Annotated in this window: 24 protein-coding genes; 16 read left to right on the top strand and 8 right to left on the bottom strand. The window is 68.2% G+C overall.

Features of this window, described 5'->3' with window-relative positions; translation table 11 throughout:
- Positions 1 to 164 precede the first annotated feature (164 nt).
- Positions 165 to 914, top strand: coding sequence for a TorF family putative porin (locus CEK29_RS09335; protein WP_094799309.1), 750 nt, complete (start codon positions 165 to 167; stop codon positions 912 to 914).
- A gap of 109 nt (positions 915 to 1,023) precedes the next feature.
- Here CEK29_RS09335 and CEK29_RS09340 read toward each other — a convergent pair whose 3' ends face one another.
- On the bottom strand, positions 1,024 to 1,953 hold the full coding sequence (locus CEK29_RS09340; RefSeq protein WP_094857909.1) for a LysR substrate-binding domain-containing protein: 930 nt from the start codon (positions 1,951 to 1,953) through the stop codon (positions 1,024 to 1,026).
- A 149-nt stretch (positions 1,954 to 2,102) separates the two neighbouring features.
- Between CEK29_RS09340 and CEK29_RS09345 the strand changes: the two genes are divergently transcribed.
- From CEK29_RS09345 to rlmD, 3 genes are all read left to right on the top strand, one after another.
- Positions 2,103 to 3,461 (top strand): MFS transporter, encoded by a 1,359-nt coding sequence (locus tag CEK29_RS09345; protein WP_094857910.1) that lies wholly within the window; start codon positions 2,103 to 2,105, stop codon positions 3,459 to 3,461.
- On the top strand, positions 3,458 to 4,558 hold the full coding sequence (locus CEK29_RS09350) for a M14 family metallopeptidase (protein WP_094857911.1): 1,101 nt from the start codon (positions 3,458 to 3,460) through the stop codon (positions 4,556 to 4,558). Before CEK29_RS09345 ends, CEK29_RS09350 begins: the two co-directional genes overlap by 4 nt.
- A 97-nt stretch (positions 4,559 to 4,655) precedes the next feature.
- Positions 4,656 to 6,107 carry a 23S rRNA (uracil(1939)-C(5))-methyltransferase RlmD gene (gene rlmD / locus CEK29_RS09355; protein WP_094858013.1) on the top strand — a complete coding sequence of 484 codons (1,452 nt, stop codon included), beginning with the start codon at positions 4,656 to 4,658 and terminating at the stop codon, positions 6,105 to 6,107.
- A gap of 4 nt (positions 6,108 to 6,111) precedes the next feature.
- Here rlmD and cueR read toward each other — a convergent pair whose 3' ends face one another.
- Both cueR and CEK29_RS09365 read right to left on the bottom strand, forming a co-directional pair.
- Positions 6,112 to 6,507, bottom strand: coding sequence for a Cu(I)-responsive transcriptional regulator (gene cueR, locus CEK29_RS09360; RefSeq protein ID WP_094799482.1), 396 nt, complete (start codon positions 6,505 to 6,507; stop codon positions 6,112 to 6,114).
- A gap of 32 nt (positions 6,508 to 6,539) precedes the next feature.
- The gene (locus tag CEK29_RS09365; RefSeq protein ID WP_094857912.1) at positions 6,540 to 8,807 is read right to left on the bottom strand and encodes a heavy metal translocating P-type ATPase; all 2,268 of its coding nucleotides are present in this window, start codon (positions 8,805 to 8,807) and stop codon (positions 6,540 to 6,542) included.
- Positions 8,808 to 9,015: 208 nt separating this feature from the next.
- On the opposite strand from CEK29_RS09365, the gene CEK29_RS09370 reads away from it, so the two are divergent.
- The 3 genes from CEK29_RS09370 to CEK29_RS09380 all read left to right on the top strand — a co-directional run bounded on the left by CEK29_RS09370 (position 9,016) and on the right by CEK29_RS09380 (position 11,638).
- The gene (locus CEK29_RS09370; protein WP_094857913.1) at positions 9,016 to 9,213 is read left to right on the top strand and encodes a heavy-metal-associated domain-containing protein; all 198 of its coding nucleotides are present in this window, start codon (positions 9,016 to 9,018) and stop codon (positions 9,211 to 9,213) included.
- A gap of 128 nt (positions 9,214 to 9,341) precedes the next feature.
- A complete protein-coding gene (locus CEK29_RS09375; RefSeq protein WP_094799315.1) occupies positions 9,342 to 10,070 on the top strand; it encodes a glutathione peroxidase in 729 nt (242 codons plus the stop codon).
- Between the two features lie 131 nt (positions 10,071 to 10,201).
- Complete coding sequence (locus CEK29_RS09380; protein WP_094799316.1) at positions 10,202 to 11,638, top strand: dihydrolipoyl dehydrogenase; 1,437 nt, start codon at positions 10,202 to 10,204, stop codon at positions 11,636 to 11,638.
- Positions 11,639 to 11,739: 101 nt separating this feature from the next.
- Here CEK29_RS09380 and CEK29_RS09385 read toward each other — a convergent pair whose 3' ends face one another.
- Together CEK29_RS09385 and ugpQ are read right to left on the bottom strand one after the other, a co-directional pair.
- On the bottom strand, positions 11,740 to 12,600 hold the full coding sequence (locus tag CEK29_RS09385) for a 23S rRNA (adenine(2030)-N(6))-methyltransferase RlmJ (protein WP_094799317.1): 861 nt from the start codon (positions 12,598 to 12,600) through the stop codon (positions 11,740 to 11,742).
- A gap of 9 nt (positions 12,601 to 12,609) precedes the next feature.
- The gene (gene ugpQ, locus CEK29_RS09390) at positions 12,610 to 13,359 is read right to left on the bottom strand and encodes a glycerophosphodiester phosphodiesterase (protein ID WP_094799484.1); all 750 of its coding nucleotides are present in this window, start codon (positions 13,357 to 13,359) and stop codon (positions 12,610 to 12,612) included.
- A 280-nt stretch (positions 13,360 to 13,639) separates the two neighbouring features.
- Between ugpQ and CEK29_RS09395 the strand changes: the two genes are divergently transcribed.
- Positions 13,640 to 15,601 (top strand): SurA N-terminal domain-containing protein, encoded by a 1,962-nt coding sequence (locus tag CEK29_RS09395; RefSeq protein ID WP_094857914.1) that lies wholly within the window; start codon positions 13,640 to 13,642, stop codon positions 15,599 to 15,601.
- Between the two features lie 153 nt (positions 15,602 to 15,754).
- Here the strand turns inward: CEK29_RS09395 and CEK29_RS09400 are convergent, their stop codons facing one another.
- A complete protein-coding gene (locus CEK29_RS09400) occupies positions 15,755 to 16,411 on the bottom strand; it encodes an arylesterase (protein WP_170948423.1) in 657 nt (218 codons plus the stop codon).
- Between CEK29_RS09400 and CEK29_RS09405 the strand changes: the two genes are divergently transcribed.
- Positions 16,410 to 17,081: an ABC transporter ATP-binding protein gene (locus CEK29_RS09405; protein WP_170948424.1), complete on the top strand. Its 672-nt coding sequence runs from the start codon at positions 16,410 to 16,412 to the stop codon at positions 17,079 to 17,081. The genes CEK29_RS09400 and CEK29_RS09405 overlap by 2 nt on opposite strands.
- Before the next feature lie 25 nt (positions 17,082 to 17,106).
- Here the strand turns inward: CEK29_RS09405 and CEK29_RS09410 are convergent, their stop codons facing one another.
- A complete protein-coding gene (locus tag CEK29_RS09410; RefSeq protein WP_094857915.1) occupies positions 17,107 to 18,120 on the bottom strand; it encodes a DMT family transporter in 1,014 nt (337 codons plus the stop codon).
- 84 nt (positions 18,121 to 18,204) lie between these two features.
- On the opposite strand from CEK29_RS09410, the gene CEK29_RS09415 reads away from it, so the two are divergent.
- From CEK29_RS09415 to CEK29_RS09440, 6 genes are all read left to right on the top strand, one after another.
- Entirely contained in the window at positions 18,205 to 19,119 is a 915-nt protein-coding gene (locus CEK29_RS09415; protein ID WP_094799321.1) for a LysR family transcriptional regulator, read from the top strand.
- A gap of 345 nt (positions 19,120 to 19,464) precedes the next feature.
- Entirely contained in the window at positions 19,465 to 20,508 is a 1,044-nt protein-coding gene (locus tag CEK29_RS09420) for a TRAP transporter substrate-binding protein (RefSeq protein WP_094857916.1), read from the top strand.
- A gap of 102 nt (positions 20,509 to 20,610) precedes the next feature.
- Entirely contained in the window at positions 20,611 to 21,231 is a 621-nt protein-coding gene (locus CEK29_RS09425; protein ID WP_094858014.1) for a TRAP transporter small permease subunit, read from the top strand.
- Positions 21,228 to 22,511: a TRAP transporter large permease gene (locus tag CEK29_RS09430; RefSeq protein ID WP_094857917.1), complete on the top strand. Its 1,284-nt coding sequence runs from the start codon at positions 21,228 to 21,230 to the stop codon at positions 22,509 to 22,511. The genes CEK29_RS09425 and CEK29_RS09430 overlap by 4 nt, the downstream gene beginning before the upstream one ends.
- Positions 22,512 to 22,659: 148 nt before the next feature.
- A complete protein-coding gene (locus CEK29_RS09435) occupies positions 22,660 to 23,340 on the top strand; it encodes a DUF2848 domain-containing protein (RefSeq protein ID WP_094799324.1) in 681 nt (226 codons plus the stop codon).
- A 68-nt stretch (positions 23,341 to 23,408) separates the two neighbouring features.
- The gene (locus CEK29_RS09440) at positions 23,409 to 24,764 is read left to right on the top strand and encodes an amidase (RefSeq protein WP_094857918.1); all 1,356 of its coding nucleotides are present in this window, start codon (positions 23,409 to 23,411) and stop codon (positions 24,762 to 24,764) included.
- Positions 24,765 to 24,862: 98 nt separating this feature from the next.
- Here CEK29_RS09440 and CEK29_RS09445 read toward each other — a convergent pair whose 3' ends face one another.
- Positions 24,863 to 25,816: an alpha/beta fold hydrolase gene (locus tag CEK29_RS09445; protein WP_094857919.1), complete on the bottom strand. Its 954-nt coding sequence runs from the start codon at positions 25,814 to 25,816 to the stop codon at positions 24,863 to 24,865.
- A gap of 109 nt (positions 25,817 to 25,925) precedes the next feature.
- On the opposite strand from CEK29_RS09445, the gene CEK29_RS09450 reads away from it, so the two are divergent.
- On the top strand, positions 25,926 to 26,816 hold the full coding sequence (locus tag CEK29_RS09450) for a LysR family transcriptional regulator (protein WP_176456868.1): 891 nt from the start codon (positions 25,926 to 25,928) through the stop codon (positions 26,814 to 26,816).
- The last annotated feature ends 88 nt before the right edge of the window (positions 26,817 to 26,904 follow it).

Raw genomic sequence — 26,904 nt, forward strand, 5'->3', positions numbered from 1 at the left:
CCGCGTTTGCCGGCTACCGTATGACGCAATTGTTAAAAGTTGGCATGGAAAGTGCTTGAGCCAGGATGGGCCGATCGGGGAGGGGAGCAGTGCCGCGATCGGCTGGACAGGCGTGATGCGCAGCCCACATCCGCCCTGGTAGCCATCCCATCAGGATCTCGCAAATGAAAAAGTCCTTTCTTGCCCTGCCGTTCGTTTTTGCCGCATGTGCCGCCACCGCGCAGGCCGAACCCACCGACCTCGGCGCCGGCTTCTCCCTCAGTGGCAACGCCGCCATCGTGAGCGACTACCGTTTCCGTGGCTACTCGCAGACGGACTTCCGGCCGGCCGTGCAGGTCGGCTTCGATCTGGCGCACAGTTCGGGCTTCTATCTCGGCAACTGGAACTCCAACGTCTCGAGTTTCGTGTTCACCGACGGCAATCTGGAAATGGACTTCTACGGCGGCTGGAAGGGCGACGTGGGCGGCGGCCTCGGGCTGGACGTCGGCGTGCTGCACTACTACTACCCGGGCTCGAGCTCGCCCAAAGGCGGCAACTACAACAACACGGATCTGTACGTGGGCCTGAGCTACGCCAACTATTCGTTGAAGTATTCCTACACGCCCAGCGACTTCTTCTCCGCGCCCGATACCAAAGGCACCTGGTATCTCGATGGCACGGCCACGTTCGACCTGGGCGACGGCTGGGGTCTGGTCGGCCACCTGGGCTACCAGAAGCTCAAGAAGCAGGTCGACATGGACGGCGATGGCATCGGCCACTACGTCGACTACAAGCTGGGTGTCACCAAGGACCTGAAGGGCTGGGTCGTGGGCCTGGCCGCCGTCGGCGCCACCAAGGACAACTGGCTGCCCACGAAGTATGGCCATCCCTCGGGCCGGCTGGGTGCGGTGTTCTCGGTGTCGCGCGCGTTCTGATCGCGGCGCGGCGGGCGGGGCGCCGCGTGCGCCCCGGTTCGCCGGCCCGCGCCGGGCTGCGCCCCACGCTTCGGCTGCGCCGCGCGCCTCGGTGTCGCCCGTGCTCCGCTCAGACCGGCACGGCCCGCCGCCGTGGCCCGTGGCCCGGTGCGCCCGCCGCGTGCGCGTCGTGCAGACACTCGATAAAACACCGGGCCGCCGGCGTGGGCGGCGAGTCGGCCCGCGTCAGGATGGCCACGCGCGCCGCCGGCAGCGCGTGCGCGAGCGGCACCATGCGCAGTCCGCGCGGCAGCAAACGATGCTCGAACAGATTGCGCACGAAGATGCCCAGCGCATCGCTCTCGGCGATGATGGCGAGCGCCACCGCGATCGACTGGCACGCGATGATGTCCTGCGGCGCGGGCAGTCCATGCGCCGCGAAGGCTTCCCGCAGCAGGTTGGCCGGCGCCTGGATGTTGCCCGGCAACAGCCACAGCGCGTGATGCAGTTCGCTCAGGTGCCGGGCATCGCGTAAAGGATGACCGGCGCGCGCGCCGACCGCGAGCGGCAGCGCGAACAGCGTGCTGCGGGCGAAGCCGTCCTGGATTTCTCCGTCGTATTCCGTCTGCACCAGAAAGTCGTAATGGCCTGCCTCGAGCTGGTCGTGGCTATACGGCGGGGCGACCTCATTGAACGAGACCGCCACGCGCGGCATGCGGGCGCGGAACGCCGCCAGTGCCGCGGGCAGCACGGTGAGAGCGGCGGAGCTGATGGCGAGATTGAGCGTGCCGCCCGCGCCATCGCGCATCTGGGCGATTTCTTCCTGGGCCCGGCGCGCCTCCTGCAACATGAGCACCGCGCGCTTGTACAGCGCCTCGCCGTAGGGCGTGAGTTCGATGCCGCGGACGCTGCGCTGGACCAGTTCGGCGCCCACGCTGGCTTCGAGCTCCCGCAGGCTGCGCGTCGCCGCCGGCTGCGTGATGAACAGAGCGCGGGCCGCCGCGCGGATGCTGCCGTGTTCGGCGATGAGCACGAAGGCGCGTAGTTGGCGCAGATTCATGAGACTTGTCCTGGCTGGCCGGTGGGCTATGCATAAAAGTATTCACGGAGACGAAAATACTGTCTTTTCCTTATTGTTTGCCATCCGTATATTCACCGCCATGGGAGAGGGGGACCTCACCCGCCACAACACGGACATAGGGGAAAAGCATGTCAATCGCCATCGCCGCCGCGCCCGCGGCGCCGGGCCTGCATACGCCGGGCATGCGCCGGCGCGTGATCGCCGGCACCACCATCGGCAACGCGCTCGAGTTTTTCGACTTCACGGTGTTCACCTTCCTGATGCTGGTCATCGGGCCGTTGTTTTTTCCCGCGGCATCGAGCTATGGCCAGCTGTTGCTCACCACCGCCACTTTCGGCGTCGGCTTTCTGATGCGGCCGGTCGGCGGCATGCTGATCGGCTCGTATGCCGACCGCCATGGCCGCCGCGCCGCGCTGACGCTCACGCTCTGGTTGATGGGGATCGGCTGCGCGCTCATCGCCGTCGCGCCGACGCACGCGCAGATGGGCGTGGCCGGACCGGTGCTGATGGTGATCGCGCGCCTGATTCAGGGCTTCGCGGCCGGCGGTGAGGTCGGCGCGTCCACGACGCTCCTGGTCGAACACGCGCCGGCGCACAAGCGAGGCTTTTATGCGAGCTGGCAGTTCGGCAGCCAGTCGCTCGGCGTGATGCTGGGGGCGCTGACGGTGGCGCTGCTGACGGCGTCGCTCACCGCAGAACAGATGCAATCCTGGGGCTGGCGCGTGCCGTTCGTGTTGGGCGTGCTCACGGTGCCGGTCGGCGCCTACATCCGTCGCCACCTCGAAGAAACGCTCGAGACGGCCGCCCCGGTGGGGCAGGCCCGGGCGGACGGCGCGGCGGCGCAACGCCAGCCGGCGCGTCAACCCGTGCGCCAGGTCTGGGCCGAGCACAAGCCCGCCATCGTCAAGGGCATCCTGCTCGTCATCGGCGGGATGGTCTGCGCGCAGATCATCGGCTTTTACATGCCGGCCTATGCCAGCAAGGCGCTCGGCCTGCCGCCCACGTCCACCTTGTTCGCCAGCGTGGTGCTCGGCGCCATCGGGTTCCTGATCGCGCCGCTGGTCGGCATGCTGGCCGATCGGGTCGGCCGCAAACGGGTCATCTTCTGGTCGCGGGCCGCGACCGTGGTGGCCCTGCTGCCGTGCTTTCACTGGCTGGTGGCGGCGCCGAGCTCGGGGCGCCTCATGACGGTGATCGCCTTGCTGGCGGTGCTGCTGGCGCTGCAGATGACGCCCGCCATCACCATGCTGCCCGAGCTGTTTCCGAAGGCCGTGCGCACGACCGGCATGTCGGTGGTCTATGGCCTGGGCATCTCTGTGTTCGGCGGCTTTGCGCAGTTTTTCGTGACCTGGCTGCTGCAGGTCACCGGCAATCCCATGGCGCCCGCCTGGTACCTGATGGTCACGGTCACCCTGTCGACCGTGGTGCTCTTCTGGATCCAGGATCGGACCGGCCACGATATCGACGCCCAGGAGACGGCAGCATGACGCGCAGTTCCGACTACTTCCCCAAGAGCTACCGGCAATCGCGCGAGCGGTTTCTGCAGGAGGCATCGCGCCTGGACGCGACGCTCACGTCCTATCCCATCGAGGCGCGTGGCCGCGAAGGCGAGGCGCTCGCCACCGACGTGGCGCTGCTCGGGCCGCGCGATGCCGAACGGCTGTTGATCGTGACGTCGGCCACGCATGGCGTGGAAGGCTTCTGCGGCGCGGGCTGCCAGATGGCGCTGATGGACGACGCGCCCATGCTCGAGCGCGCGCGCCGGGCCGGGGTGGCGTTGTTGCTGGTGCATGCGGTCAATCCGCACGGATTTTCCTGGCTGGCGCGTACCGACGAGGACAACGTCGACCTCAATCGCAATGCCCAGCCGTTCGGCGCCAAGCCGCTGCCCGAGAATCCGGCTTATGCCGGGCTGCATCCGCTGCTGCTGCCCGCCGAGTGGCCGCCCACCCAGGAAAATCGGCGCGCGCTGGACGCCCACGTGGCCGAGCACGGCCACGCGGCGTACGCGCAGGCGGTGTCGCGCGGTCAGTACACGCACGCCGACGGCCTGTTCTATGGCGGCGCGCGTCCGGCGGCGTCGTTGCAGAATCTGCGGCGCATACTCGAAATCCACGCCGCGCGTCACGCGCACGTGGGCTGGATCGATGTGCACACGGGCCTCGGGCCGCGCGGCCACGGCGAAAGAATCTACGCCGGCCGGCGCAGCGACACCGAAGTGGCGCGGGCGCGGCAGTGGTGGGGCGCCGACATCGCCGTGCCTTACCTGGGCAGCTCCGCCTCGGTCGACATCACCGGGCACCTCGCCTCGCTGATCTACCAGGCGTGTCCGGACGCCACGCCCACCCTGATGGCGCTGGAATACGGCACGGTGCCGTTCGGCGGCATCATCGAGGCGCTGCGGGGGCGCAACTGGCTGCGCGCGCATCCGGACGTGCCCGAGGCCCGGCGCGACGCCATCCTGCAGGCGACCCTCGACGCGTTCTATTGCAACGAGCCCGACTGGCACGGCAGCGTGCTGGGCCAGTGCCGCGTGGCGGTGCTGCAGGCGGTCCTGGGGCTGGAGAGCGCGGGCGCGGCATAGGGGGCCGGATCAGCGGCGCGCCGCGCGGGGGGCGGTCTTGCGCGCGTGGCGGGTGTCTTACAATGCCCGCCTGCTGCTGAACCTGGATGTGTGCGAGATGCTCGACGTATTGACTATCGAATCCCTGGACCTCGAAGCCCGGGGTATCGCGCGCCGTGATGGCAAGGTCGTGTTCGTGGAGGGTGCTTTGCCCGGCGAGCGCGTCACCTCGACCACGGTGCGCAAGAAGCCCTCTTATGAAATTGCCCGCGTCGACGAGGTGCTGCGCCCGTCGTCGCAGCGCGTCGTGCCGCGTTGCCCGCATTTCGGCGTCTGTGGCGGCTGTGCGATGCAGCACCTGGAGCCCTCGGCCCAGGTGGCGATCAAGCAGCGCGCGCTCGAAGACAGCTTCTGGCACGTGGGCAAGCTGCGTCCGGCGCGCATGCTGCCGCCGCTGCAGGGGCCGACGTGGGGCTATCGCTATCGTGCGCGCCTGTCGGTGCGCAATGTGCCCAAGAAGGGCGGTGTCCTGGTCGGCTTCCATGAGCGCAAGAGCAGCTATGTGGCCGACATGCGCGAATGCCACGTGCTGCCGCCGCACGTGAGCGCGCTGCTGGTGCCGCTGCGCGAGATGATCGGATCCATGTCGCGGCCCGATCGCATGCCGCAGATCGAAGTGGCGCTGGGCGAGAACTCGACCGCGCTCACGCTGCGGCATCTCGAGCCGCTCACGGATAACGACATCGCCATCCTGCGCCGGTTCGCCGCCGAGCACGACGTGCAATGGTGGCTGCAATCCAAGGGGCCCGAGACCGTGATGCCGCTGGAGCCGGCCGATGCCGAACGCCTGGCCTACACCATGCCCGAGTTCGGTCTGCGCATGCCGTATCGCCCGACCGACTTCACGCAGGTCAATCACGCCATCAACCGCGCCATGGTGTCGCGCGCGCTGCAGCTGCTCGATGTGCAGCCCACCGACCGCGTGGCCGATCTGTTCTGTGGCCTGGGCAACTTCACGCTGCCGCTCGCCACGCAGGGACGCGAAGCCGTGGGCGTGGAAGGGAGCAAGCAGCTCACCGACCGCGCGCACGAGGCGGCCGCCCGCCATGGCCTGGCCGACCGCACCAGCTTCGCCACGCTCAATCTGTTCGAGGTCGATGTGTCATGGCTGCGCGGCCTGGGTTACTTCGATCGCATGCTGATCGATCCGCCGCGCGAAGGCGCGCACGCCGTGGCTCAGGCCCTGGCGCTGCTCGGGCCCGAAGAGCGTCCGCGCCGCATCGTGTACGTGTCCTGTGCGCCGAGCACGCTCGCGCGCGACGCCGCGATCATGGTGCACGAAGGCGGCTACAGCCTGAAGGCCGCGGGCGTCATCAACATGTTCCCGCACACCGGCCATGTGGAGTCGATCGCGGTGTTCGAATCGCTCGAACCCGAGGCCGTACTGGCCGCGCAGGCGCAGGCCCGCGAAAAGGCAGAGCTGGCTGCGCTGGCCGAACAGGCCGCGCTGGCGGAAAAGGCCGAGAAGGCCGCTCTGGCGCAGGCCGAGGGCGAGGCCTCGCAGGCCTGAGCGTTCAGGCCGCCGGCTGCCCCAGATCCGCGAGGATGGGGCAGTCGGGCCGCGCATCGCCATGGCAGTGCCGCGCCAGATGCTTGAGGGTGTCGGCCATCGCATGGAGCTCCGCGGCCTTGCGCTCGAGCTCGGCGACATGCTCGAGCGCGATGCGCTTGACGTCCGCGCTGGCCCGGCTGCGATCGCGCCACAGCGCGAGCAGCTCGTGCATCTGTTCCACCGAGAATCCGAGATCGCGCGCCCGCCGCACGAAGCGCAGCGTGTGCAGGTCGGCATCGGTGTAGACGCGATAGCCCGAAGCGGTGCGCGTGGCGGAACCAATCAGGCCGATGCTTTCGTAATACCGGATCATCTTGGCCGAGATGCCGCTGGCGGCCGCGGCTTGTCCGATATTCATCTGGTCGGTGGCAGGCATGTGAAGCTCCGGGGTCAGGCCGCGCGCGGCGGCGAGTAGGCTTTGAGACGCAGCGCATTGGCCAGCACGAACACGCTGGACGCCGCCATCGCGCCCGCCGCGAACATGGGCGAAAGCGAGATGCCGAACGCCGGATCCAGCACGCCGGCCGCCACGGGAATCAGCGCGGCGTTGTAGACGAAGGCCCAGAACAGGTTCTGGCGGATGTTGCGCAGGGTCGCGCGGCTGATGGCCAGCGCGTTCGAAACGCCCTGCAATCCGGGCGACATCAGCACCACATCGGCCGCCTCGATGGCCACGTCGGTGCCGCTGCCGATGGCGATGCCGACGTCCGCCGCGGCGAGCGCCGGCGCGTCGTTGATGCCGTCACCCACGAAGGCGATATTGCCGTGCGTGGCGCGCAGCGAGGCGATGGCCTCGACCTTGCCGTCGGGCAGCACCTCGGCACGCACGTCGTCGATGCCGAGCTGACGCGCCACGGCGCGGGCCGTGTGCGGGTTGTCGCCGGTGATCATGGCGGTACGGATGCCTTGCGCATGCAGCGCACCGATGGCGGCCGCGGCCGAGGGCTTGATCGGATCGGCGATCGCGACCAGCGCGGCCAGGCGACCGTCGACGGCCACATACACCGGGGTTTTGCCGGCCTCGCCCCATTGCGCGATACGGGTCTCGAAGCCGTCGTGCGCCACCCCCGACTGCTGCATCAGGCGCGCGGCGCCCGCCAGGATGGCGTGGCCGTCCACCGTCGCACGGACGCCCGCGCCGGTGATCGCCTCGAACGCGCTGGCTTGCGCCAGCGTCATGCCGCGCTCTTCGGCGGCGCGCACGATGGCGTGGGCGATGGGATGCTCGGAGCGCGCCTGCACGGCCGCGAGCCAGGCCAGCACCTGATCCGCGTCGACACCCGGCGCCGCTTCGATGTCGGTCAGCGTGGGCTTGCCCTCGGTCAGCGTGCCGGTCTTGTCGAAGGCCACGACACGCACCTCACGCAGCGATTGCAGCGCGTCGCCCTGACGGAACAGCACACCCATCTCGGCCGCGCGGCCCGTGCCGACCATGATGGACGTGGGCGTGGCCAGCCCCATCGCGCACGGGCAGGCGATGATCAGCACCGCCACGGCGTGCACCAGCGCGTAGGTGAGCGCGGGCGAGGGCCCCCAGACCAGCCAGGCCAGGAAGGTGAGCAGCGCGAGGCCCATCACCACCGGAACGAAGACGCCGGTGACGCGGTCCACCAGGGCCTGGATCGGCAGGCGGGCATTCTGCGCGTTCTCGACCATGCGGATGATGCGGGCGAGCACCGTATCGGCGCCGGTGTGCGTGACACGCAGCGTGAAGCTGCCCGACGTATTCAGCGTGCCGCCCGTGGCGGCCATGCCCGCTTCCTTGGCGACGGGCACGGGTTCGCCCGTGAGCATGGATTCGTCGACGTAGGAGCTGCCCTCGATGATCTCGCCATCCACCGGCACCTGCTCGCCCGGACGCACCAGCACCAGGTCGCCCGCGCGTACCGACGCGATGTCCACGTCCTGCGTCTTTCCGTCGCGCAGCACGCGCGCGGTGCGCGCCTGCAGGCCGATCAGACGCTGGATCGCGGCGCCGGTGCGGCCCTTGGCGCGGGCCTCGAGCATGCGGCCGAGCAGGATCAGCGTCACGATCACCGCGGCCGCTTCGTAATACACGTTTTGTGCGCGCGCCGGCAGCCAGTCCGGCGCGAAGGTCGCCACCACCGAGTAAGCCCAGGCGGCCGACGCTCCCAGCGCCACCAGCGAGTTCATGTCGGGCGCGCGGCGCCACAGGGCCAGCGCGCCCTTCACGAAGAAGGGGCGGCCCGGCCACGCGAGCACCAGCGTGGTCAGCGCGAACTGCAGCAGCCAGCTGTTGCGCTGGCCGACGTGGTCGAGAATCCAATGGTGCAACGGCGGGATCAGGTGACCGCCCATTTCGATCAGAAACACCGGCAGGGTCAGCGCCAGCGAAACGATGAACGCGCGCCGCAGCGCGGCGGCGTGCGCGTCGCGCTGTTCGGCCTGGCGGGCGGCGTGATCGTCGTCGGCCTGTATCGGATGGGCCTCATAGCCGGCCTGCACAATCGCCGCCACGAGGGCGTCCGGGGTGACCGCCGCGCCGGCCTCGACCTGCGCGCGTTCGGTCGCGAGGTTGACCTGCGCCTGCGTGACGCCCGGCACGCCGCTAAGCGCGTTCTGGACACGCTTGACGCAGGACGCGCAGCTCATGCCTTCAATGGCGAATTCGAGTTGACGAGGGGTGGCGGTAGTCATGGAGCGAGGAGGGTGGATGTCGATGAAGCCAGTATGAACCTTCCCATTATGGCAAGGTCAAGCGTCGCAGAATCCGGCATCCGACGCCTTCCGCGGCGTAGAGGGTCCGCTTGACCTTACCACGATGGGAAGGTCTAACATGGGTCATACCGTCATGCGCCGTGCGTGGTTTTCGCTTGCGGCGCGCCCATTCCTCAAGGAGTTTTCCATGGTTACCTTCGTCGTCCCCGATATGACCTGCGGCCATTGCGTCAAGACCATCACGCAGGCCGTTCAACAGGCCGCGCCCGATGCCACGCTGGAGTTCGACCTGCCCGCGCATCATGTGAAGGCGGCGCCCGACGCGCTCGCCGCGCAGGTCGAGGCCGCGATCCGCGCGGCGGGGTATGATCCCAAACAAATCTAACGAATTCTCCTGGGTGATAGCTTAAGGCTAACGATTGCTTAAAATAATTGAATTAGCCTGAACGATAGCTATTAGTTAAAGTTCTATTTACGGTGGCGCGACGCCACAGACACCCAGGAGAATTTCGAATGCTGCAAAACCGTGAAGGCCAACGCGTACCCAATGTTGTTTTTCCCGTTCGCGAAGGCAACACGTGGAAAAAGCTGACGTCCGACGAGCTGTTCAAGAACAAGACCGTGGTCGTGTTCTCGCTGCCGGGCGCCTTTACCCCCACCTGCTCCTCGACCCATCTGCCGCGCTACAACGAACTGGCTCCGGCCTTCCGTGCCGCCGGCGTCGACACCATCGTCTGCGTGTCGGTCAATGACACCTTCGTCATGAACGAGTGGGCCAAGGACCAGGAATCCGAGAACATCACGCTGCTGCCCGACGGCAACACGGAGTTCACCGCCGGCATGGGCATGCTGGTCGACAAGAGCGATCTGGGCTTCGGCAAGCGCAGCTGGCGCTATTCGATGCTCGTGAAGGATGGCGTGGTCGAAAAGATGTTCATCGAGCCCGAGAAAGAAGGCGATCCGTTCGAAGTGTCGGACGCCGACACGATGCTCGCCTACATCGCGCCGAACGCGAAGAAGCCCGACCAGGTCGTCGTGTTTTCCAAGCCGGGCTGCCCGTTCTGCGTCGAAGCCAAGTCGCTGCTGGATGCCAAGGGCTATGACGCCATCGAGATCCCGCTCGAGCATAAGGTGCGCGGCCGCGTGATCGGCGCCGTGTCGGGCAAGGCGACCGCGCCCCAGGTGTTCATCAACGGCAACCTGATCGGCGGCCTCGAGGATCTCAAGGCGCACTTCGCCTGAGCCAGGTCCGCGCGGGCGGCGAGCCCGTCCGCGCGGCGCTTTTACCGCACTCATCAAGACGAACCCCGGCGCGGCGGCCTGCGGCCGCCCGCGTCGCGGCATGGTTCGCGCCCTTCACCCACAGGATAATCATGAAAACGCTGCATACCGACATCGCCGTGATCGGCGCCGGCACCGCGGGCCTGGCGGCCTATCGCGCGGCCCGCGCCGCCGGCAAGCGCGCCGTGCTCATCGAAGGCGGCCCCTATGGCACCACCTGCGCCCGCGTGGGCTGCATGCCGTCCAAGCTGCTGATCGCGGCCGCCGAGGCAGCGCATGCGGCCGCGCATACCGACGCGTTCGGCGTGCGGGTGGAAGGTCCGGTCAGCGTCGACGGCGCCGCCGTGATGGACCGGGTCAAGCGCGAACGGGATCGTTTCGTGGGCTTCGTGCTCGAAGGCGTGGAAAACATCCCCGCGCAGGACAAGCTGCATGGGTATGCGCGTTTCGTGAGCGACACGGTGCTGCGCGTCGACGATCACACCGAAGTGCAGGCGGCCAGCGTCGTGATCGCCACGGGCTCGCGCCCGGCGGTGCCCGCGCCGTTCCAGGCCCTGGGCGACCGGCTCGTCGTGAATGACGACGTGTTCGCCTGGGACACGCTGCCGCGCCGCGTGGCGGTGTTCGGTCCGGGCGTGATCGGTCTCGAACTGGGTCAGGCCCTGTCGCGCCTCGGCGTGACCGTGCGTGTCTTCGGCGTGAGCGGCAGTCTGGGCGGGATCACCGATCCCAAGGTGCGTGACAGCGCCCGCAAGGTGTTCCAGCAGGAGTTCTATCTCGATCCCGACGCCCGAGTACTCGAAACCACCCGGGTGGGCGACGAGGTCGAGGTGCGCTACGTGGGGCTCGACAACAGCGAACGCACCGAGCGCTTCGACTACGCGTTGGTCGCCACCGGCCGCCGCGCCAACGTGGATGGCCTGGGGCTGGAGCACACCTCGCTCAAGCTGGATGCGCGTGGGGTCCCGGTGTACGACCGCGGCACCATGCAGGCGGGCGCCAGCGCCATCTTCATTGCCGGCGACGCCAATGCCGACGCGCCCTTGCTGCACGAGGCGGCCGACGAAGGCCGCATCGCCGGCGACAACGCGGCGCGCTTTCCGGAAGTGCGCCCGGGTCAGCGGCGCGCGCCGCTGGGCGTGGTGTTCTCCGACCCGCAGATTGCCCTGATCGGCACGCCGTTCGCGCGGCTGCCCGCCGGCACCACGGTGACGGGCGAGGTCGACTTCGGCGACCAGGGCCGCTCACGCGTCATGCTGAAGAACCGCGGCATGTTGCGGGTCTACGCCGATATCGAGTCGGGCCGCTTCCTGGGTGCCGAGATGGTCGGTCCGAGCGCGGAGCACATCGGGCATCTGCTGGCCTGGGCCGTGCAGCAGGAGATGACGGTGGCGCGCATGCTCGAGATGCCGTTCTACCACCCGGTGATCGAAGAAGGCCTGCGTACGGCGCTGCGCGACGCGGCGGCCCGGTTGGCCGCGGCCCAGGCCCGCCTGCAGGAGGCCGAGGCCGAGCGCAAGGTCGCCTGAAGCTTCGTTGCGCGCCAAAGCGAATCGCCCGGCCGATGGCCGGGCGATTTGCATGGCGGGTGCCGTGGCGCGTTGCGGGGAATCTGCGCGCCGTGGCGCGCTCAGGGATTCTCGCGGTACTGCAGCGTGAAGGTGGCGCGATCGTCCTGGGCGAGCTCGCGCGCCAGGAACGGCATGACCGGTTTGAGCGCGGCATCGAGCGTCCAGGGCGGATTGACCAGGAACATGCCGCTGCCGTGCAGGCCGAAGCCGTCGCCGGCCGGCCGCTTGACCGACAGCGTGGCGTGCAGCCAGCTCTTGACCGGCAAGCGCTCGAGCTGGCGCGTCATCTCGGTCACCTCGCGCCGCTGCACCAGCGGATACCAGACGGCGTAGGTGCCGGTGGCGAAGCGCTTGACGCCTTCCTTCACGGCCGTCAGGGTACGGCGATAGTCCTGTTTATCCTCGTACGACGGGTCGATCAGCACGGCGCCGCGGCGGGTGGGCGGCGGCAGCATGGCCTTCAGACCCTCGAAGCCATCGGTGCCGTAAATCGTGGTCTGGCGCTGGATCTGGCGATCGCGCTGGTCCAGGTTGCGCGCAAGCACGCCCGATTCGGTGGGGTGCATCTCGAACAGCCGCAGGCGGTCACGGTCGCGCAGGGCATCCATGGTAAGCCAGGGCGAACCGGGGTAGTGGCGCAGTCGGCCGTCCGGGTTGTAGTCGCGGATGCGCTCGACATAATCGGCCAGCAACGGCGGCAGATCATCGCGGTCCCAGAGCCGGGCTACGCCGTCGGCGAACTCGGCGTTTTTGTTGGCCCAGTCGCTGTCCAGCGCATACAGGCCCGCGCCGGCGTGGGTGTCGATCACCCAGTAGGGCGCGTCCTTGCGATTGAAGTAATCCAGCACGTGGACGAGGATGGCGTGCTTGAGCACGTCGGCGTGGTTGCCGGCGTGAAAGGCATGGCGATAGCTGAACACGGCGGTGCCTCAGGCGGCGGGCCGGATCTGATCCAGCACGTCGGTGAAAATGCCGTCGATTCCCCAATCGAGCAGCTGGCGCGCGCGCGCCGGGTCGTTCACGGTCCAGGCCGCGATGCGGAAGCCGGCGGCATGCACGGCGTCGATCAACTCGGGGGTGGCATCCTTGTGGTTGATGTTGAGCGCCACGCACTCGTACTTGCGCAGGCGCGCCTCCCAATCGGCGGGCACGGCCTCGACCAGCAGGGCACGCGGCAGCTTCGGCGCCACCTGCCGGGCCACGGCCAGCGACGCCTCGGCAAATGAAGACAGCAGCGGCGCGACGTCGGCGCCCTCCCAATACTGGCTGCACAGCCGCGCCACGATGGCGCCGGTCTCGACCTCGCGGCCCGGGCAGGGCTTGATCTCGACATTGCAGGCGATGCCATTGGCGCGGGTGTAGCGCGCGACGGCGGCAAAACTCGGGATCGGCTCGCCTGCGTAGTCGGCCGAGTGCCAGCTGCCGGCGTCCAGCAGCGAGAGCTGCGTGTAGCTCAGGCCGGCGGCCGGGCCACGGCCGTCGCTGGTGCGGTCGACCGTGTCGTCATGCATCACGATGGCGACGTTGTCGGCCGAGAGTTTCACGTCGAACTCGAACATCGTGAAGCCTTGCGCCGCGCCCACGCGCATGGCGGCCAGCGTGTTCTCGGGAGCCAGGCGGCCACCGCCACGGTGCGCGATATAGGGGGAGTAGGGCCAGGCCGGCAGGGACGGGCGCAGGGAGGTCATGAACGACAGCCTCGGGATAGAAAAGTCAGCGGAATTCGTAACGCCGCGGCAGGGGCGGGCGCCGGGTACGCAAGCATACTCCGAACCCGCAGTTTATCCGGGGGCGGATGCTCTGGGCAGACGCGCCGGAGGTGGTAAACTCCGGCGGCTAACCGGTACGCAATCCTGCGGCAGGCCGGTTGATGGATTCGGGCGAAACGTTCGCCCTTTTTTATGCGTTTTCTTGGGGCCGGTCGCGGGGCTGCCCCAGAGCTTAGGCAACAGGGGTTCCATGTTTGAGACTATTCGCAACCATCGGCGTTGGCTGCAGTTCATCCTGCTGATTCTGATCGTGCCTTCGTTCGGGCTGGTTGGTATGTCCGGCTACGACAGCTTTGTGAGCCGGGATCCCGAGCTCGCCACGGTGGCAGGGCAAGCGATCACCCGCCCCGAGTTCGACGCGGCTCACCGCAACCAGCTCGAGCAATTCCGCCAGCGCATGGGCGCGCAGTTCGACCCGGCCGTGGTCGACACGCCGGCCATGCGCCAGCAACTGCTCGATCAGCTGATCGACCAGCGCCTGCTGGCTCAGGTCGCGATCGACAACCGCTTCTCGGTGTCCGACGCCACGCTGCGCAACACCATTGCCGCGATCCCGCAGGTCCAGGACGAAGGCCGCTTCTCGCCCGAGCGCTACCGCCAGGTGCTGGCCGCGCAGGGCATGTCGCCCACCTCGTTCGAAAACGGCCTGCGCCGTGATCTGGCCGTGGCCCGCGTGCTCGAGCCCGTCGGCACCACCGCGCGCCTGCCCGGCGAAGTGGTGGGCAGCCTGCAGCAGGCCCTGTCGCAACAGCGCACGCTGCAACTGCGCGTCTTCACCGCCGAAGATTTCCGCTCCAAGGTCACCGTCACGCCGGAAGACATCCAGACCTGGTACGACGCCAATCAGGAATCCCTGCGCGTGCCCGAGCAGGTGCAGGCCCAGTACCTCGTGCTCGACGAAGCCGCCGCCACGCAGGGCGTGCAGGTCAGCGACGCCGACGTCACCGCCTACTACGAGCAAAACAAAAACCGCTTCGGCACGCCCGAACAGCGTCGCGCCAGCCACATCCTGATCCAGGTGCCCTCGGGCGCCAACGAGCAGACCCGCAAGGATGCGGAAGCCAAGGCCAAGACCATCGCCGCCGAAGCGGCCGCCAACCCCGCCGGCTTCGCCGAGCTCGCCAAGAAAGAGTCGCAGGATGCCGGCTCGGCCGCCACGGGTGGCGATCTGGGCTGGATTTCCGGCAACGCGGTGCCCGCCGAGATCATCAAGGCCGTCGCCGGCCTGGCCAAGGATCAGGTGTCGGACGTGGTGCGCAGCCCCTACGGCTACCACATCCTCAAGCTGACCGACCTCAAGGAAGGTCAGGCCAAGCCGCTGGCCGAGGTGCGTGAGCAGATCACCACCGAAATCCGCCGCCAGATCGCCGCGACCCGCTTTGCCGAGATGGCCACCAAGATGAACACGCTGGTCTACGACACGCGCGACAATCTGCAGCCCACCGCCGACGCGCTCGGCCTGAAGCTGCGCAGCGCCGCCGGCATCACCCGCACGGGCCTGCTGTCGGCCGAACAGGCCGGCCCGGGCGCCGCCGCGACCAGCGCCGATGCGCAGCTGCTCGACAACCCGCGCGTGCGTCAGGTGCTGTTTTCGCCCGAGGTTCTGCGCGACAAGCTCAACTCCGGCGTGATCACGCTCTCGCCCGACACCATGGTCGCCGTGCGCGTGGCCCAGGTCACGCCGTCGCAGATTCCGCCGCTCGACAAGGTGCGCGACGCGATCCGTGCCCGTCTGACCGACGAGCGTGCCGCCGCTGCCGCCAAGGAAGCCGGCGAGGCCGCCCTGAAGGCCGCGCAGGCCGCCCCGCAGACGGTTCCCGAAGGTTTCGGCGAGGCCATGACCGTGTCGCGTCAGGCGCCGCTGAATCTGCCGCGCCCGGTGCTCGATCTGGTCATGCGCCAGCCCGCCGGTTCGCTGCCCGCTTATGGCGGCGCCGCCGTGGGCGTGGACTACGTCGTGGTGCGGGTCGAGAAGATCGAGCCGGGCACCGCGCCCGAGCAGGATCGCGACATGCTGGCGCGCCAGCTGAGCGGTGCCTGGGGCGAAGCCGAAGACCAGGCCGTGCTCAAGATGCTGCGCGAGGCCTACAAGGTGCAGACCCTGCCGGCCGCCAACGACGCCATCAAGGGCGAAGCCACCGCCGAAGGTTGAGTGCGGCGAGTCGGGGCCGCACGGCCCCGGCCCCGGCCCGTTCCCGCCAGCCAAAAAATGCCGGCCCCGCGAGGGGCCGGCTTTTTTTTGACCGCGCTGGCTTCGGCACGGCTCGGGCGCGCGCCCGGCGGAACCGACGCCGCAAACTCCGGATCAGCCCTTCGACGCCTTGAGCAAGGGCTCGAGCTCGGGCCAGACGTTCTCGAGCAACGCCGGCTGCGCGGCCTCGTTGGGATGAATGCCGTCGGCCTGGAACATGGCGCGGTCGGTGGCCATGCCATCCATGAAGAAGGGCACCAGGCGGGTCTGTTCGTCCTGGGCCACGCGCGAGAAGAGCTGCCCGAAGCGCTGGGCGTAGTCGCGCCCGTAGTTGGGCGGGATCTGCATGCCCAGGATCAGCACTTGCGCGCCGGCCTTTTGCGAGGCCGTCGTCATGGTGCGCAGGTTTTTCTCGGTCATGTCGAGCGGCAGGCCGCGCAGCGCGTCGTTGGCGCCCAGCTCGAGCACGACGATGCCGGGCTTGTGCTCGCGCAACAGCGCGGGCAGGCGCGCCACGCCGCCACTGGTGGTGTCGCCGCTGATGCTGGCATTGACGACGCGGTAGTTGGGGTATTGTTCGGATAGCCGCTGTATCAGCAGCGGGACCCAGCCGGTGCCACGCTTGATGCCATATTCGGCCGACAGACTGTCACCGACCACGACGATGGTGTTTGGGGAACTGGCGGGCTGGGCCTGGGTCTGAGCCAGGGTGGCCGGCACGGCCGCCGCCGTCATGACTGTCGCAACGAGTACACGGAAAAATAGGCGCATGGATAGCAAGAACTCGATCGAAGTGAAGGGGTTGGGCAAAGTGGTCGCTGACGCGGGCGGCGAGCTGGCCATCCTCGATGGCATCGATTTTACGGTGCAGGCCGGTGCCGCCCTGGCCATCACCGGCAGCTCCGGCTCCGGCAAGTCCACCTTGTTGGGACTGCTGGCGGGCCTGGATGTTCCCTCGGCCGGCAGTGTGCAGCTGGCCGGGCAGGATTTGTTCGCGCTCGACGAAGACGGTCGCGCGCGCCTGCGTGCCAATCATGTGGGCTTCGTGTTTCAGTCGTTCCAGCTGCTGCCCAACCTCACCGCCCTCGAAAACGTGATGCTGCCGCTGGAGCTCTCGGGCGAGCCCGCGCGGGGCGCGGCACAGGCCATGCTCGAACGCGTGGGCCTGGGCGCCCGTCTGCACCACTACCCGCGCACGCTGTCCGGCGGAGAGCAGCAGCGGGTCTCGCTGGCGCGGGCGTTCGTGGTGCAGCCCGATCTGCTGTTCGCCGACGAGCCCACCGGCAGCCTGGACGCCGCCACGGGCGCGACCGTGATCGATCTGATGTTCGACCTGCATCGTGAGCACGGCACCACGCTGGTGCTGGTGACCCACGATCAGGATCTGGCGGCCCGCTGCGGCCAGCAGCTGGTGCTGGCGGGCGGCCGGCTGGCCGCCTGAGGGTGTGTGCGGTCCGGGCTGGCCCTCAGGCCCGGGCGGTGGCGTGTGCCTGGGCCCGGCGGCCGCGGCGCCATTCGAGCACGCCGATCACGATGCCGCTGGCGCAGATGATGCCGATGCCGAGCCAGGTGAGGCTGTCCGGGAAGTGATCCCAGAATAGCCAGCCCACGGCGGTGGCGCTCACGATTTGCAGATAAACGAATGGCGCGAGCATCGATGCCGCGGCATTGCGATAGGCGCCGATCTGCAGCAAGTGCCCGAGGGCACCCCAGAAGCCCGTGGAGATCAGCAGGACCCAGTTGCCGAAGCTCAGTTCGCGCAGCACGGGCAGGGCCGCCGGCAGCGTGACCGGCAGGGCCAGCGTGAGGCACAGCGTGCCGACCGCGCCGCTCCAGATCAGGGTGGTGTAGGGATCGTCGGTCGCGACGCGCCGGGTGGCGATGAACTGCGCCGCGAAACAGCAGGCGGTGAGCAGGCCGAACATCACACCCACCGGATGCAGCCCGCCGCCGGGGCGGATGATGATGAGCACACCGACGAACGCCACGCCACAGGCCACCCAGCGCGAGATGCGCGGGGGCTCCTTGAGCACCCAGGGCGCGATCGACAGCACGATCAGCGGGGCGAGGAAGTTGATCGCCGTGGCTTCGGCCTGCGGCAGATAGGTGAGGGTGGTGAAGAACACCAGGGTGGCGAGGAACATCGCGCCGCCCCGCAGCAACTGATCGCGCGGCCGCTTGGCGCGCACGATGCGCCAGCCGCGCGTGGGCACGACTAGCCCCAGCACCAGCACCAGATGCACCACGTAACGCACCCAGCACAGAATGAAGAGCGGCACGCCGGCCGCCATCACCCATTTGCCGCTGGCATCGAGCCCGGACAGAACCCACATCGACATCACCAGCAACCCGATGCCCAGCAGGGTGCGGGTGGGCGCGGCAGTGGGGGTGGCCGTGCCGGGCGCCGATGCGCCGGGCGTCGCTACGCCGGGCGTCGCTACGCCTTGTGGCTTGGCCAGGCCGGTCTGGGCCGGGGGCATGCGTGTCTCCTCGGTGGGACGAGATATTGGAAGCTTAGGCCGTGCAAGGCGATCATGATACGCTCATCGCCTTCGGATGAGCTCATGATAGACCTGCGACAGATCGAGACCTTCTTCTGGGTGGCCACCCTCGGCAGCTTCCGCGCCGCCTCCGAGAAGCTCAACACCACTCAGCCTGCGATCTCGCAGCGCATCGCTTCGCTCGAAGAAGACCTCGGCGTGCGCCTGTTCGAGCGCGATGCGCGCGGCGTCACGCTCACCGGCAAGGGCCACGAGCTCCTATCACATGCCGAGCGCATGCTGCAGGTGCGCAGCGACATGCTCGAGGCCGCTCGCGCCCAGAACGTCATGAGTGGCCGCGTCCGCATTGGCGTGGCCGAGACCATCGTGCAGACCTGGCTGCCCGAGCTGCTCGAAGCCGTGCATGCCGCGCATCCCGCGCTGGTGCTCGAGATCGAAGTCGACACCTCCAATGTGTTGCGCGCGCAACTGATCGGACGTCAGATCGACGTGGCCTTTCTGATGGGGCCCATTCTCGAAGACCGCATGGAGAATCTGCCGCTCTGCACCTATCCGCTGGCGTGGGTCGCCAGTCCGTCGCTCGACCTCGGGCCCGGGCCGCTCACGCTCGAATGCATGGGCCGTCATCCCATCATCACCTATCCCTCGGCGAGTGAGCCGTATCGCATGGTGCGCGATATGTTGATGCGCGCCGGCGTCAAGGCGCCGCGCATGTACGGCAGCGCCTCGCTGTCGATGGTGGTGCGCATGGCCGCCGACGGCATGGGATCGAGCGTGATCGCGCCGATCTTTCTCGACAAGGAGCTCGCGCGTGGCGAGCTCTGCGTGCTCGACGTGCAGGCCGACCCCTTGCCCGGCCTGTCGTTCACGGCCACCTGGATGCAGGGGCCCGACAGCCACGCCGCGCGCGCGGTGGCGCAGATGGCGCAGGCCGTCGCGGCGCGTCATGGCGGCTCGGTGGACCCCGCAGCCACCTAGGGATTTCCCGTGGGCGGCGCGCGCAGGCGCGTCGCGCCCGGTCCGTCCCGCGATCCCCCTCTTATCGCCGAAACCCGCGCCAGCATTGGCGCTGCGGGCATTTGGCCGGCCGGGATCGAGCCACCCTTAAGAGGAATTTATACCTCCTCCTCCAAACTAATGATTGGCTCTGGCGCGGGCGCTGCGGTGCAATGGCCCCGCCAACTGGCCGGTCGTGTGCCGGTGGGGCAGGGGAAGCCAGCATCGCGCACGCGCGGCGCTCCCTCCAAGCAAGATCAATCCACGGCGCCACGGGCAGCGGGGCCCGGCGCCCATTCGAAATCCCGCTTGCAAGGAGAAGTTCACATGAAGCACGTTCTGATCGCGGCCGCGCTGGCCATCGGCGCCGCAGGCGCCGCCCAGGCGCAGGATCTGCCCAAGACCCAGCTCAAGGTCGTGGGTGGTCTGTCGAACCTGACGGCCTACAACGACTACGAAAAGCCGTTCTGGACCAAGACCATCCCCGAACAATCGAAGGGTCAGGTGACCGCGGAGATCAAGGGCTTCAATGAAATGGGCCTCAAGGGTCCTGAGCTGATGCGCCTGATGTCGCAAGGCGTGATCGAGTTCGGTACCGCCACGCTCTCGTACTTCGCCAGCGACAACCCCATCAACGAAGCCATCGACCTGGCCGGCCTCGCGCCCGACGTCAAGACCGCACGCGAAGTCACCGACGCGTTCGAGCCGGTCTACGCCCGTCTGTATGGCGAAGGCGCCAACGTCAAGCTGCTCGGCATCTCGACCTACCCGGCACAGGTGCTGTTCTGCAACGCCACCATCACCGGCCTGGCCGACATCAAGGGCAAGAAGGTTCGCACCAGCAGCCGCACGACGGCCGAGTTCGTCGAAGCGCTGGGCGGCACCAGCGTGACCATGGCCTTCGGCGAAGTGGTGCCGGCACTGCAGAACAAGGTGGTGGATTGCGCCATCACCGGCTCGCTGTCGGGTTACTCGGCCAAGTGGTACGAAGTGTCGACCCACCTGTACGCGCTGCCCATCAACTGGAACCAGCAGATCCACGCCGTGAACCAGAAGGCCTGGGACAAGCTCGATCCCAAGGTGCGCACGTTCCTGCAGGCCCAGGTCAAGGGCCTGGTCGACCAGATCTGGGAAGCGGCCGCGCGCCAGACCCAGGAAGGCTATGACTGCAACACCGGTGCCGCCGCCTGCACGCAAGCCGTCAAGGGCAAGATGGTCCTGGTGCAACCCACCGATGCCGACCGCGCGCTGCTCAAGAAGGTCCTGAACGACGCCGTGCTGCCCAAGTGGGCCGCCCGTTGCTCGGCGCAATGCGTCAAGGACTTCAACGAGACGATCGGCACCAAGATCGGCCTGCAAGCCAAGAAGTAATCCGCTTGATCCAAGGTGGATGCGCGCCGGTGCGAACCGGTGCGCGCGTCGCCCGCAGGGCCGCGCCGCGGCATGCGGGCGACGTTCTACCCGGAGGACATCATGAATCAGAAAGAAAAATTCGCCTTGCTCGGCGCGCTGTTGCGGCGCGCCGAAGGGCTTTCGCGCGTGGCGGTATGGGTGGGCGGCGCGCTCACCATCGCCAGTGTCCTGCTCATTTCGTTCGACGTGCTGGCGCGCAAGTTCGCCGGCATCACGATGGGCGGCGCGGACGAGCTGTCGAGCTACGCGTTCGCCATCAGCACGTCGTGGGCGCTGGCCTTCGCCACGCTGCAACGCGCCAACGTGCGTGTGGATGTGGTCTACCAATATCTGCCGGTGCGCGTGTCCGCGCTGCTGGACTGGATTTCGCTGGTGGCGTTGGCCGTGTTCATGGTCACGCTGTCGTACTACGCCTTCGACGTCGTGCATACGTCCTGGCTGCAGAAAGCCACCGCCAATACGCCGCTGGCCACCCCGTTGTGGCTGCCGCAGGGGCTGTGGCTGCTGGGTCTGTTCTGGATGTGCATCACCGTCGCCCTGATGCTGCTGCGCGCCAGCGCAGCGCTCGTCACCGGCGACATCGAACTGGTGAAGCAAATCTGCGGCGTGCGTTCGGCGCAGGAAGAGGCCGAGGAAGAAGCGGCCGCCGGTGAGCGTATGGTCAAGGGAGGCCAGGCATGATCTCGACCACACTTATTTTGCTCCTGGTGCTGATCGGGATTTCCATTCCCGTCGGCGCCGCCCTGGGCGTGCTCGGGCTGATCCTCGACCCGATGTTCTCCATGCTGCCGCTCACGCGCGCCATGGGCGAGCTGGCGTGGAGCACCAACAACGAGTTCCTCCTCGTGGCGATTCCGTTGTTCATCCTGCTCGGAGAGGTGCTGCTGCGCGCAGGCTTCGCCGAGAAGATGTACAGCGCAATGGCACTGTGGCTGTCGTGGCTGCCGGGCGGTCTCATGCATGCCAACATCGGTGCATCGACGCTGTTCTCGGCCACCTCCGGCTCGTCGGTCGCGACCGCGGCCACGGTGGGTACCGTCGCCATCCCGCAGATCAAGAAGTACGGCTACAACGAGCCGCTCTTCCTGGGCAGTCTGGCGGCGGGCGGCACGCTCGGCATCCTGATCCCGCCCTCGATCAACCTCGTGATCTATGGCGTGCTGACGAACTCGTCGGTGCCCAAGCTGTATCTGGCCGGCATCATCCCGGGTTTCCTGATGGCGGCGCTGTTCATGCTGACCGTGGTGGTGGCCTGCATGTTCAAGCCGTCGTGGGGCGGCAAGAAGATCCAGGCCAGCTGGGGCGAGCGTATCGCGAGCCTGATTCACCTCGGCCCGCCGCTGGGCATCTTCCTGCTGGTCGTGGGCTCTATCTACGCCGGCCTGGCGACGCCGACCGAAGCCGCCGCGCTGGGCGTGCTGGGCGCACTGATCCTGGCCGCCTGGTTCCGCCGTCTGACCTGGACCATGCTGCGCGAGGCCATCGAAGGCACGATGCGTTCGACCGCCATGATCATGCTGATCGTGCTGGCCGCGGGCTTCCTGAACTTCGTGTTGTCCGCGACCGGCGTGACCGATGCGCTGACGCAATCGATCACGAATCTCGGCCTGTCGCCCACCATGATGCTGCTCATCATCATCGTGTTCTACCTGGTGCTGGGCTGCTTCATGGAAACGCTGTCGATGATGATCACCACGATCCCCATCGTGGCGCCCATCATGATCGGCCTGGGCTACGACCCGATCTGGCTCGGCATTCTCATCATCGTGCTGGTCGAGGCCGCGCTGATCACTCCGCCCGTGGGTCTGAACCTGTTCGTCGTGCAGAGCCTGCGCAAGAGCGGTTCCATGACGGCGGTGATCAATGGCGCGCTGCCGTTCGTGGCCGCGATGTTCCTGATGCTCGCGTTGCTGGCGTTCTTCCCGGGCCTGGCGCTCTGGTTGCCGCAAGTCTTCAGTTGATCGACACGGGGCGCCGCCTGCGCGGCGCCCCGTCTTCCGGCGCCGCGCGAGCGGCGCTTCGTTTTCCCCGGACACGGCGCATGCGGTGTCCGTTCCAGATACCCCGGGCGCGCCCGTCGGCGCGCCGCTCACGTTGTGCAGGTGCTATATGAAAGCGAGTTTCCAAGTCCAGGGCGCCGATGCCCGCACCATCGACATCGATTTCGACCAACTCGTGGTGGCTGGCTGGGCCGGCCGTGACCGCGACGCCATCGAACACCACATCGAAGAGCTGGCCGCGCTGGGCGTGCCGCGTCCCAGCACCGTCCCGCTCTACTACCGCATCGCCGAAAACCAGCTGACCCAGGCCGCGCAGGTCCAGGCGCTGGGCGAAGAATCGTCGGGCGAAGCCGAAACCTTCGTGTTCAAGTTCGGCGGCGAGCTGTATGTCAGCCTGGCCTCCGACCACACCGACCGCAAGCTCGAAGCCGTGAGCGTGGCCTTCTCGAAGCAGACCTGCGTGAAGCCCGTGGCCCGCGAAGCCTGGCGTCATGCCGAGGTGGCCGGCCACTGGGACGAGCTGGTGCTGCGCGCCTACATCGTCGAAGGCGGCAAGGAAGTGCTGTATCAGGACGGCACCCTGGCCAGCCTGCAGAATCCGCTCGACCTGATCCGTGGCTATGCCGGCGAGGCCGGCCTGGCCGAGGGCACGGGCATGACCTGCGGCACCGTGGCCGCGATCGGCGGTATCCGCCCGTCCACGACCTTCATCATGGAGTTGCACGACCCGCGTCTGGGCCGTACGCTTCGCCATCGCTATGATGTGACGACGCTGCCCGTCGTGGCCTGATCCGGACAGCCTCTGTCGCGTTTCCGATACCGATCATCCAGCTTGCCGCGCGAGCGGCTACCGCCACCATGTATCCCACGCTCACCGACTCCCAGCGCGCCCTGCAAGACGGGCGCACCACCTCCGCCGAACTGACCGAGGCCGCGCTCGCGCGGGCCGCCGATCCGGCCGGCGAGGGCGCCCGCGTCTTCACGCAGCTTTACGCCGAACAGGCGCGTGCCGCCGCCCGCGCCAGCGACACGCTGCGCGCGGCCGGCCTGGCCCGTTCGCCGATCGAAGGCCTGCCCATCTCGATCAAGGACCTGTTCGACGTGACCGGCGGCACCACGCTGGCCGGCTCGGTGGCGCGCGAGGGCGCGCCCGCTGCCACCCGCGACGCGGTCGTGGTGGAACGCCTGCGCGCCGCGGGTGCGGTGCTGGTGGGCCGCACCAACATGAGCGAGTTTGCCTACTCGGGCCTGGGTCTGAATCCGCATTACGGCACGCCGCGCAATCCCTGGGATCGCGCCACGGGCCGCATCTCGGGCGGATCCTCGTCCGGCGCCGCGATCTCGGTGACCGACGGCATGGCCCTGGCCGGTATCGGCTCGGACACCGGCGGTTCGGTGCGCATCCCCTCGGCGCTGTGCGGCCTCACGGGCTTCAAGCCCAGCGCCCAGCGTGTCTCGATGGAAGGCGTGCTGCCGCTGTCGGTCAATCTGGACTCGATCGGTCCGCTGGCCGCCAGCGTGAGCGACTGCGCGATCCTCGACGCCATCCTGGCCGGCGAAGATCCCGCAGACGTCCCGCAGGCCGCCCGTCTGCGTGGTCTGCGCCTGGCTCTGCCCGTGACGATCGTGCTCGACGGCATGGACGATCACGTCAAGGCCACCTTCGATGCCGCCGTCACGCGCCTGGTCGCGGCCGGCGTGCAGATCGACGAGATCGAGGTGCCCGAGTTCGCGAAACTGGCCGAGATCAACAGCAAGGGCGGTTTCACCGCTTCCGAAGCCTGGGCCTGGCATCGCGAGCTGCTCGAGCGCGCCGGCGACAAGTACGATCCGCGCGTGCGTACCCGCATCCTGCGCGGCAAGGACATGTCGGCGGCCGACTTCATCGACCTGCTGGAAGCGCGCAAGCGCTGGATCGCGGGCGTGTCGGCGCGCATGGCCGGCTACGATGCGCTGCTGATGCCCACGGTGCCGGTGGTCGCACCCGAGATCGCGCCGCTCGAGGCCAAGGACGAGCAGTTCGGCAGCACCAACCTGCTGATCCTGCGCAATCCCACCTTCATCAACTTCCTGGATGGCTGCTCGCTGTCGCTGCCGTGCCATGCGCCCGGCACCGCGCCCGTGGGCCTGATGGTCTCCGCGCTCAACGGCGCCGACCGCCGCGTGCTCGAGATCGGGCTGGCCATCGAGGCGCTGCTGGCCGCTCAGGGCTGAGCCCGGGGCGCGACCCACGCGCGCGTCATACACGAAGCCCGCCGGAAGCGATTCCGGCGGGCTTTTTGTCGGGTGCGGTATGAGGCCGGGAGCGGGTGTCAGCCCAGGAAGGCGCGCAGTTGCGCGACCAGGAACTCCGGCGCCTCTTCGGGCACATAGTGGCCGCAGGGCGCGATCACGCCGGTCACGTCGTCGGCCACGCGGCTCAGCATTGTCTCCATCATGCCGCCCAGCGCCGTCTCCCCGCCCATGGCCAGGACCGGCATCGTGAGCCGCGCACGCGCGTGGGCTTGGTTCTGCTCCATGTCCTGGAACAGCGCGCGGTAGTAACTCGCGCCCGCGCGCCAGCCGCCCAGCCCGCCGTAGCAGCGTGCGTATTCGTCCAGCGCGTGCGGCTCGATCCATTGCACCCCGGCGCTCTTGGACTGAAACAACCAGCCGAGGAACTCGCGCTCGCGGCCGGTCAGCAGCGCTTCGGCGAGATCGGGCATGGCGAAGAAGTAGAAATGCCAGTTCTTGCTGATGCGCTGCGGTTCGAAGGCATAGGCCTCCGGCGGCGTGAGGCCGGGTATCGTGGCGTCGATGAGCGCGAGCTTGTTCAGGGTATGGCCGTGGCGGCTGGCGTAGGCGTAGCCGATCCACACGCCCACGTCGTGACCCACGTAGTGAAAACGGTCCCAGCCCAGGGATTGCGTGAACGCGTGCAGGCGGTCCGCCGCGGCGTCGGTGTCGTAGCCGCCCGGCGGCCGGTCGGAGTCGCCCAGGCCGGGCGGGTCGATCGCCACCACGGTGTAATGCCGCGCCAGCGCGCGCATGGTCTTGCGCCAGGCATACCAGGTCTGCGGCCAGCCGGGCACCAGCAGTACCGGTTCGCCCTGGCCGCCGATCACGTAGTGCAGCCGCTGGCCCGGCTCACCCTGCATGCGATGTTCGAAGTGCGAGCCGGGCTCGTTCAGCCGGCGGCTCGCCCGGTGGGCGCCGCCGTCGTCGCGCGCGCCGGCCAGGGCGGCGCTCAACGCATCGGTGAGCAGGTCGGTGGCGGCGTAAGTCATGGATGCATCCAGGTCGTCATATCGCCTTCGATGCTAGCGGCAGGCGCGCGAGAGATCATCGGCGCTGGCGTAATATCACTCATCACTGTCCGTGATGAATGGAGCCGGCATGGACCTCGATCTACGAACCCTGCGCATCTTCGTGAAGGTGGCGGAACTGCGCAGCTTCGTGCGCGCCGCGGAGGCGCTGGCCATCACGCAGGCCGGCGCGAGCAATGCGCTCAAGCGGCTGGAGGCGCAGCTGGGCACGGCGCTGTTGTTGCGCACCACGCGCAGCGTGAGCCTCACGCTCGATGGCGAGGCCTTCTATCACCGCTGCCGGCAGGTGCTGGCCGACCTCGAAGAGGCCACGCAGGTGCTCACGCGCGCGCGGCGCAAGCCGGCGGGCCTGCTGCGGCTGAGCCTGCCATCCTCGTTCGGCCGGCACTGCGTGGTGCCGGCGCTGGGCGAGTTCCAGGCCCGGTATCCCAAGGTCGAGGTGGATGTGGGTATCACCGATCGCGAGGTGGATCTGGTGCAAGAGGGCGTGGACGTGGCCGTGCGCTTCGGGCCCTTGCAGGATTCCAGCCTGATCGCGCGGCCGCTGCGCCGGGTGCGGCGGCGGCTGGTGGCCGCGCCCGCCTATGTCGCGAAGCACGGCACGCCCGTCACGCGCGACGATCTGGCCGCGCACAATGGCCTCGCGCTCACCTATCACGAGACCGGCCGGCCGCGCCGCTGGCGCTTTCAGATCGGTGGCGAGCCCTGCGCACACGCGCCGGTCGGCACGATGCGCATGAACGACAGCCACGCGCTCCTCGCGGCGGTGCGCGCCGGATTCGGCATTGCCCAGATTCACGACTATTACGTGCAGGACGACCTTGCCGAGGGGCGCCTGGTTTCGCTGCTGGACAGCATCGAGCCGGTGCCGGACGAGCTCTTCATCGTGTACCCGAAGTCGCGGCATCTGTCGCCGCGCGTACGGGTGTTCGTCGACTTTCTGGTGACGGCGCTGCGCTGATAGGGGCGCGGGGCAAGCGTGCGCGCGCCCGAACCTATTCGGCCGTGCAACGAAAAAGCCCCCTGACCGTTGCGGTGCAGGGGGCTCG

It is taken from the genome of Bordetella genomosp. 5, assembly GCF_002261475.1.
Taxonomy (GTDB): domain Bacteria; phylum Pseudomonadota; class Gammaproteobacteria; order Burkholderiales; family Burkholderiaceae_B; genus Bordetella.

Bases quoted from the DNA above. Each gene is read 5' to 3' on its own strand.
- CEK29_RS09335 (WP_094799309.1), top strand. From the start codon at position 165: ATGAAAAAGTCCTTTCTTGCCCTGCCGTTCGTTTTTGCCGCATGTGCC.
- CEK29_RS09340 (WP_094857909.1), bottom strand. From the start codon at position 1,953: ATGAATCTGCGCCAACTACGCGCCTTCGTGCTCATCGCCGAACACGGC.
- CEK29_RS09345 (WP_094857910.1), top strand. From the start codon at position 2,103: ATGTCAATCGCCATCGCCGCCGCGCCCGCGGCGCCGGGCCTGCATACG.
- CEK29_RS09350 (WP_094857911.1), top strand. From the start codon at position 3,458: ATGACGCGCAGTTCCGACTACTTCCCCAAGAGCTACCGGCAATCGCGC.
- rlmD (WP_094858013.1), top strand. From the start codon at position 4,656: ATGCTCGACGTATTGACTATCGAATCCCTGGACCTCGAAGCCCGGGGT.
- cueR (WP_094799482.1), bottom strand. From the start codon at position 6,507: ATGAATATCGGACAAGCCGCGGCCGCCAGCGGCATCTCGGCCAAGATG.
- CEK29_RS09365 (WP_094857912.1), bottom strand. From the start codon at position 8,807: ATGACTACCGCCACCCCTCGTCAACTCGAATTCGCCATTGAAGGCATG.
- CEK29_RS09370 (WP_094857913.1), top strand. From the start codon at position 9,016: ATGGTTACCTTCGTCGTCCCCGATATGACCTGCGGCCATTGCGTCAAG.
- CEK29_RS09375 (WP_094799315.1), top strand. From the start codon at position 9,342: ATGCTGCAAAACCGTGAAGGCCAACGCGTACCCAATGTTGTTTTTCCC.
- CEK29_RS09380 (WP_094799316.1), top strand. From the start codon at position 10,202: ATGAAAACGCTGCATACCGACATCGCCGTGATCGGCGCCGGCACCGCG.
- CEK29_RS09395 (WP_094857914.1), top strand. From the start codon at position 13,640: ATGTTTGAGACTATTCGCAACCATCGGCGTTGGCTGCAGTTCATCCTG.
- CEK29_RS09405 (WP_170948424.1), top strand. From the start codon at position 16,410: ATGGATAGCAAGAACTCGATCGAAGTGAAGGGGTTGGGCAAAGTGGTC.
- CEK29_RS09400 (WP_170948423.1), bottom strand. From the start codon at position 16,411: ATGCGCCTATTTTTCCGTGTACTCGTTGCGACAGTCATGACGGCGGCG.
- CEK29_RS09410 (WP_094857915.1), bottom strand. From the start codon at position 18,120: ATGCCCCCGGCCCAGACCGGCCTGGCCAAGCCACAAGGCGTAGCGACG.
- CEK29_RS09415 (WP_094799321.1), top strand. From the start codon at position 18,205: ATGATAGACCTGCGACAGATCGAGACCTTCTTCTGGGTGGCCACCCTC.
- CEK29_RS09420 (WP_094857916.1), top strand. From the start codon at position 19,465: ATGAAGCACGTTCTGATCGCGGCCGCGCTGGCCATCGGCGCCGCAGGC.
- CEK29_RS09425 (WP_094858014.1), top strand. From the start codon at position 20,611: ATGAATCAGAAAGAAAAATTCGCCTTGCTCGGCGCGCTGTTGCGGCGC.
- CEK29_RS09430 (WP_094857917.1), top strand. From the start codon at position 21,228: ATGATCTCGACCACACTTATTTTGCTCCTGGTGCTGATCGGGATTTCC.
- CEK29_RS09435 (WP_094799324.1), top strand. From the start codon at position 22,660: ATGAAAGCGAGTTTCCAAGTCCAGGGCGCCGATGCCCGCACCATCGAC.
- CEK29_RS09440 (WP_094857918.1), top strand. From the start codon at position 23,409: ATGTATCCCACGCTCACCGACTCCCAGCGCGCCCTGCAAGACGGGCGC.
- CEK29_RS09445 (WP_094857919.1), bottom strand. From the start codon at position 25,816: ATGACTTACGCCGCCACCGACCTGCTCACCGATGCGTTGAGCGCCGCC.
- CEK29_RS09450 (WP_176456868.1), top strand. From the start codon at position 25,926: ATGGACCTCGATCTACGAACCCTGCGCATCTTCGTGAAGGTGGCGGAA.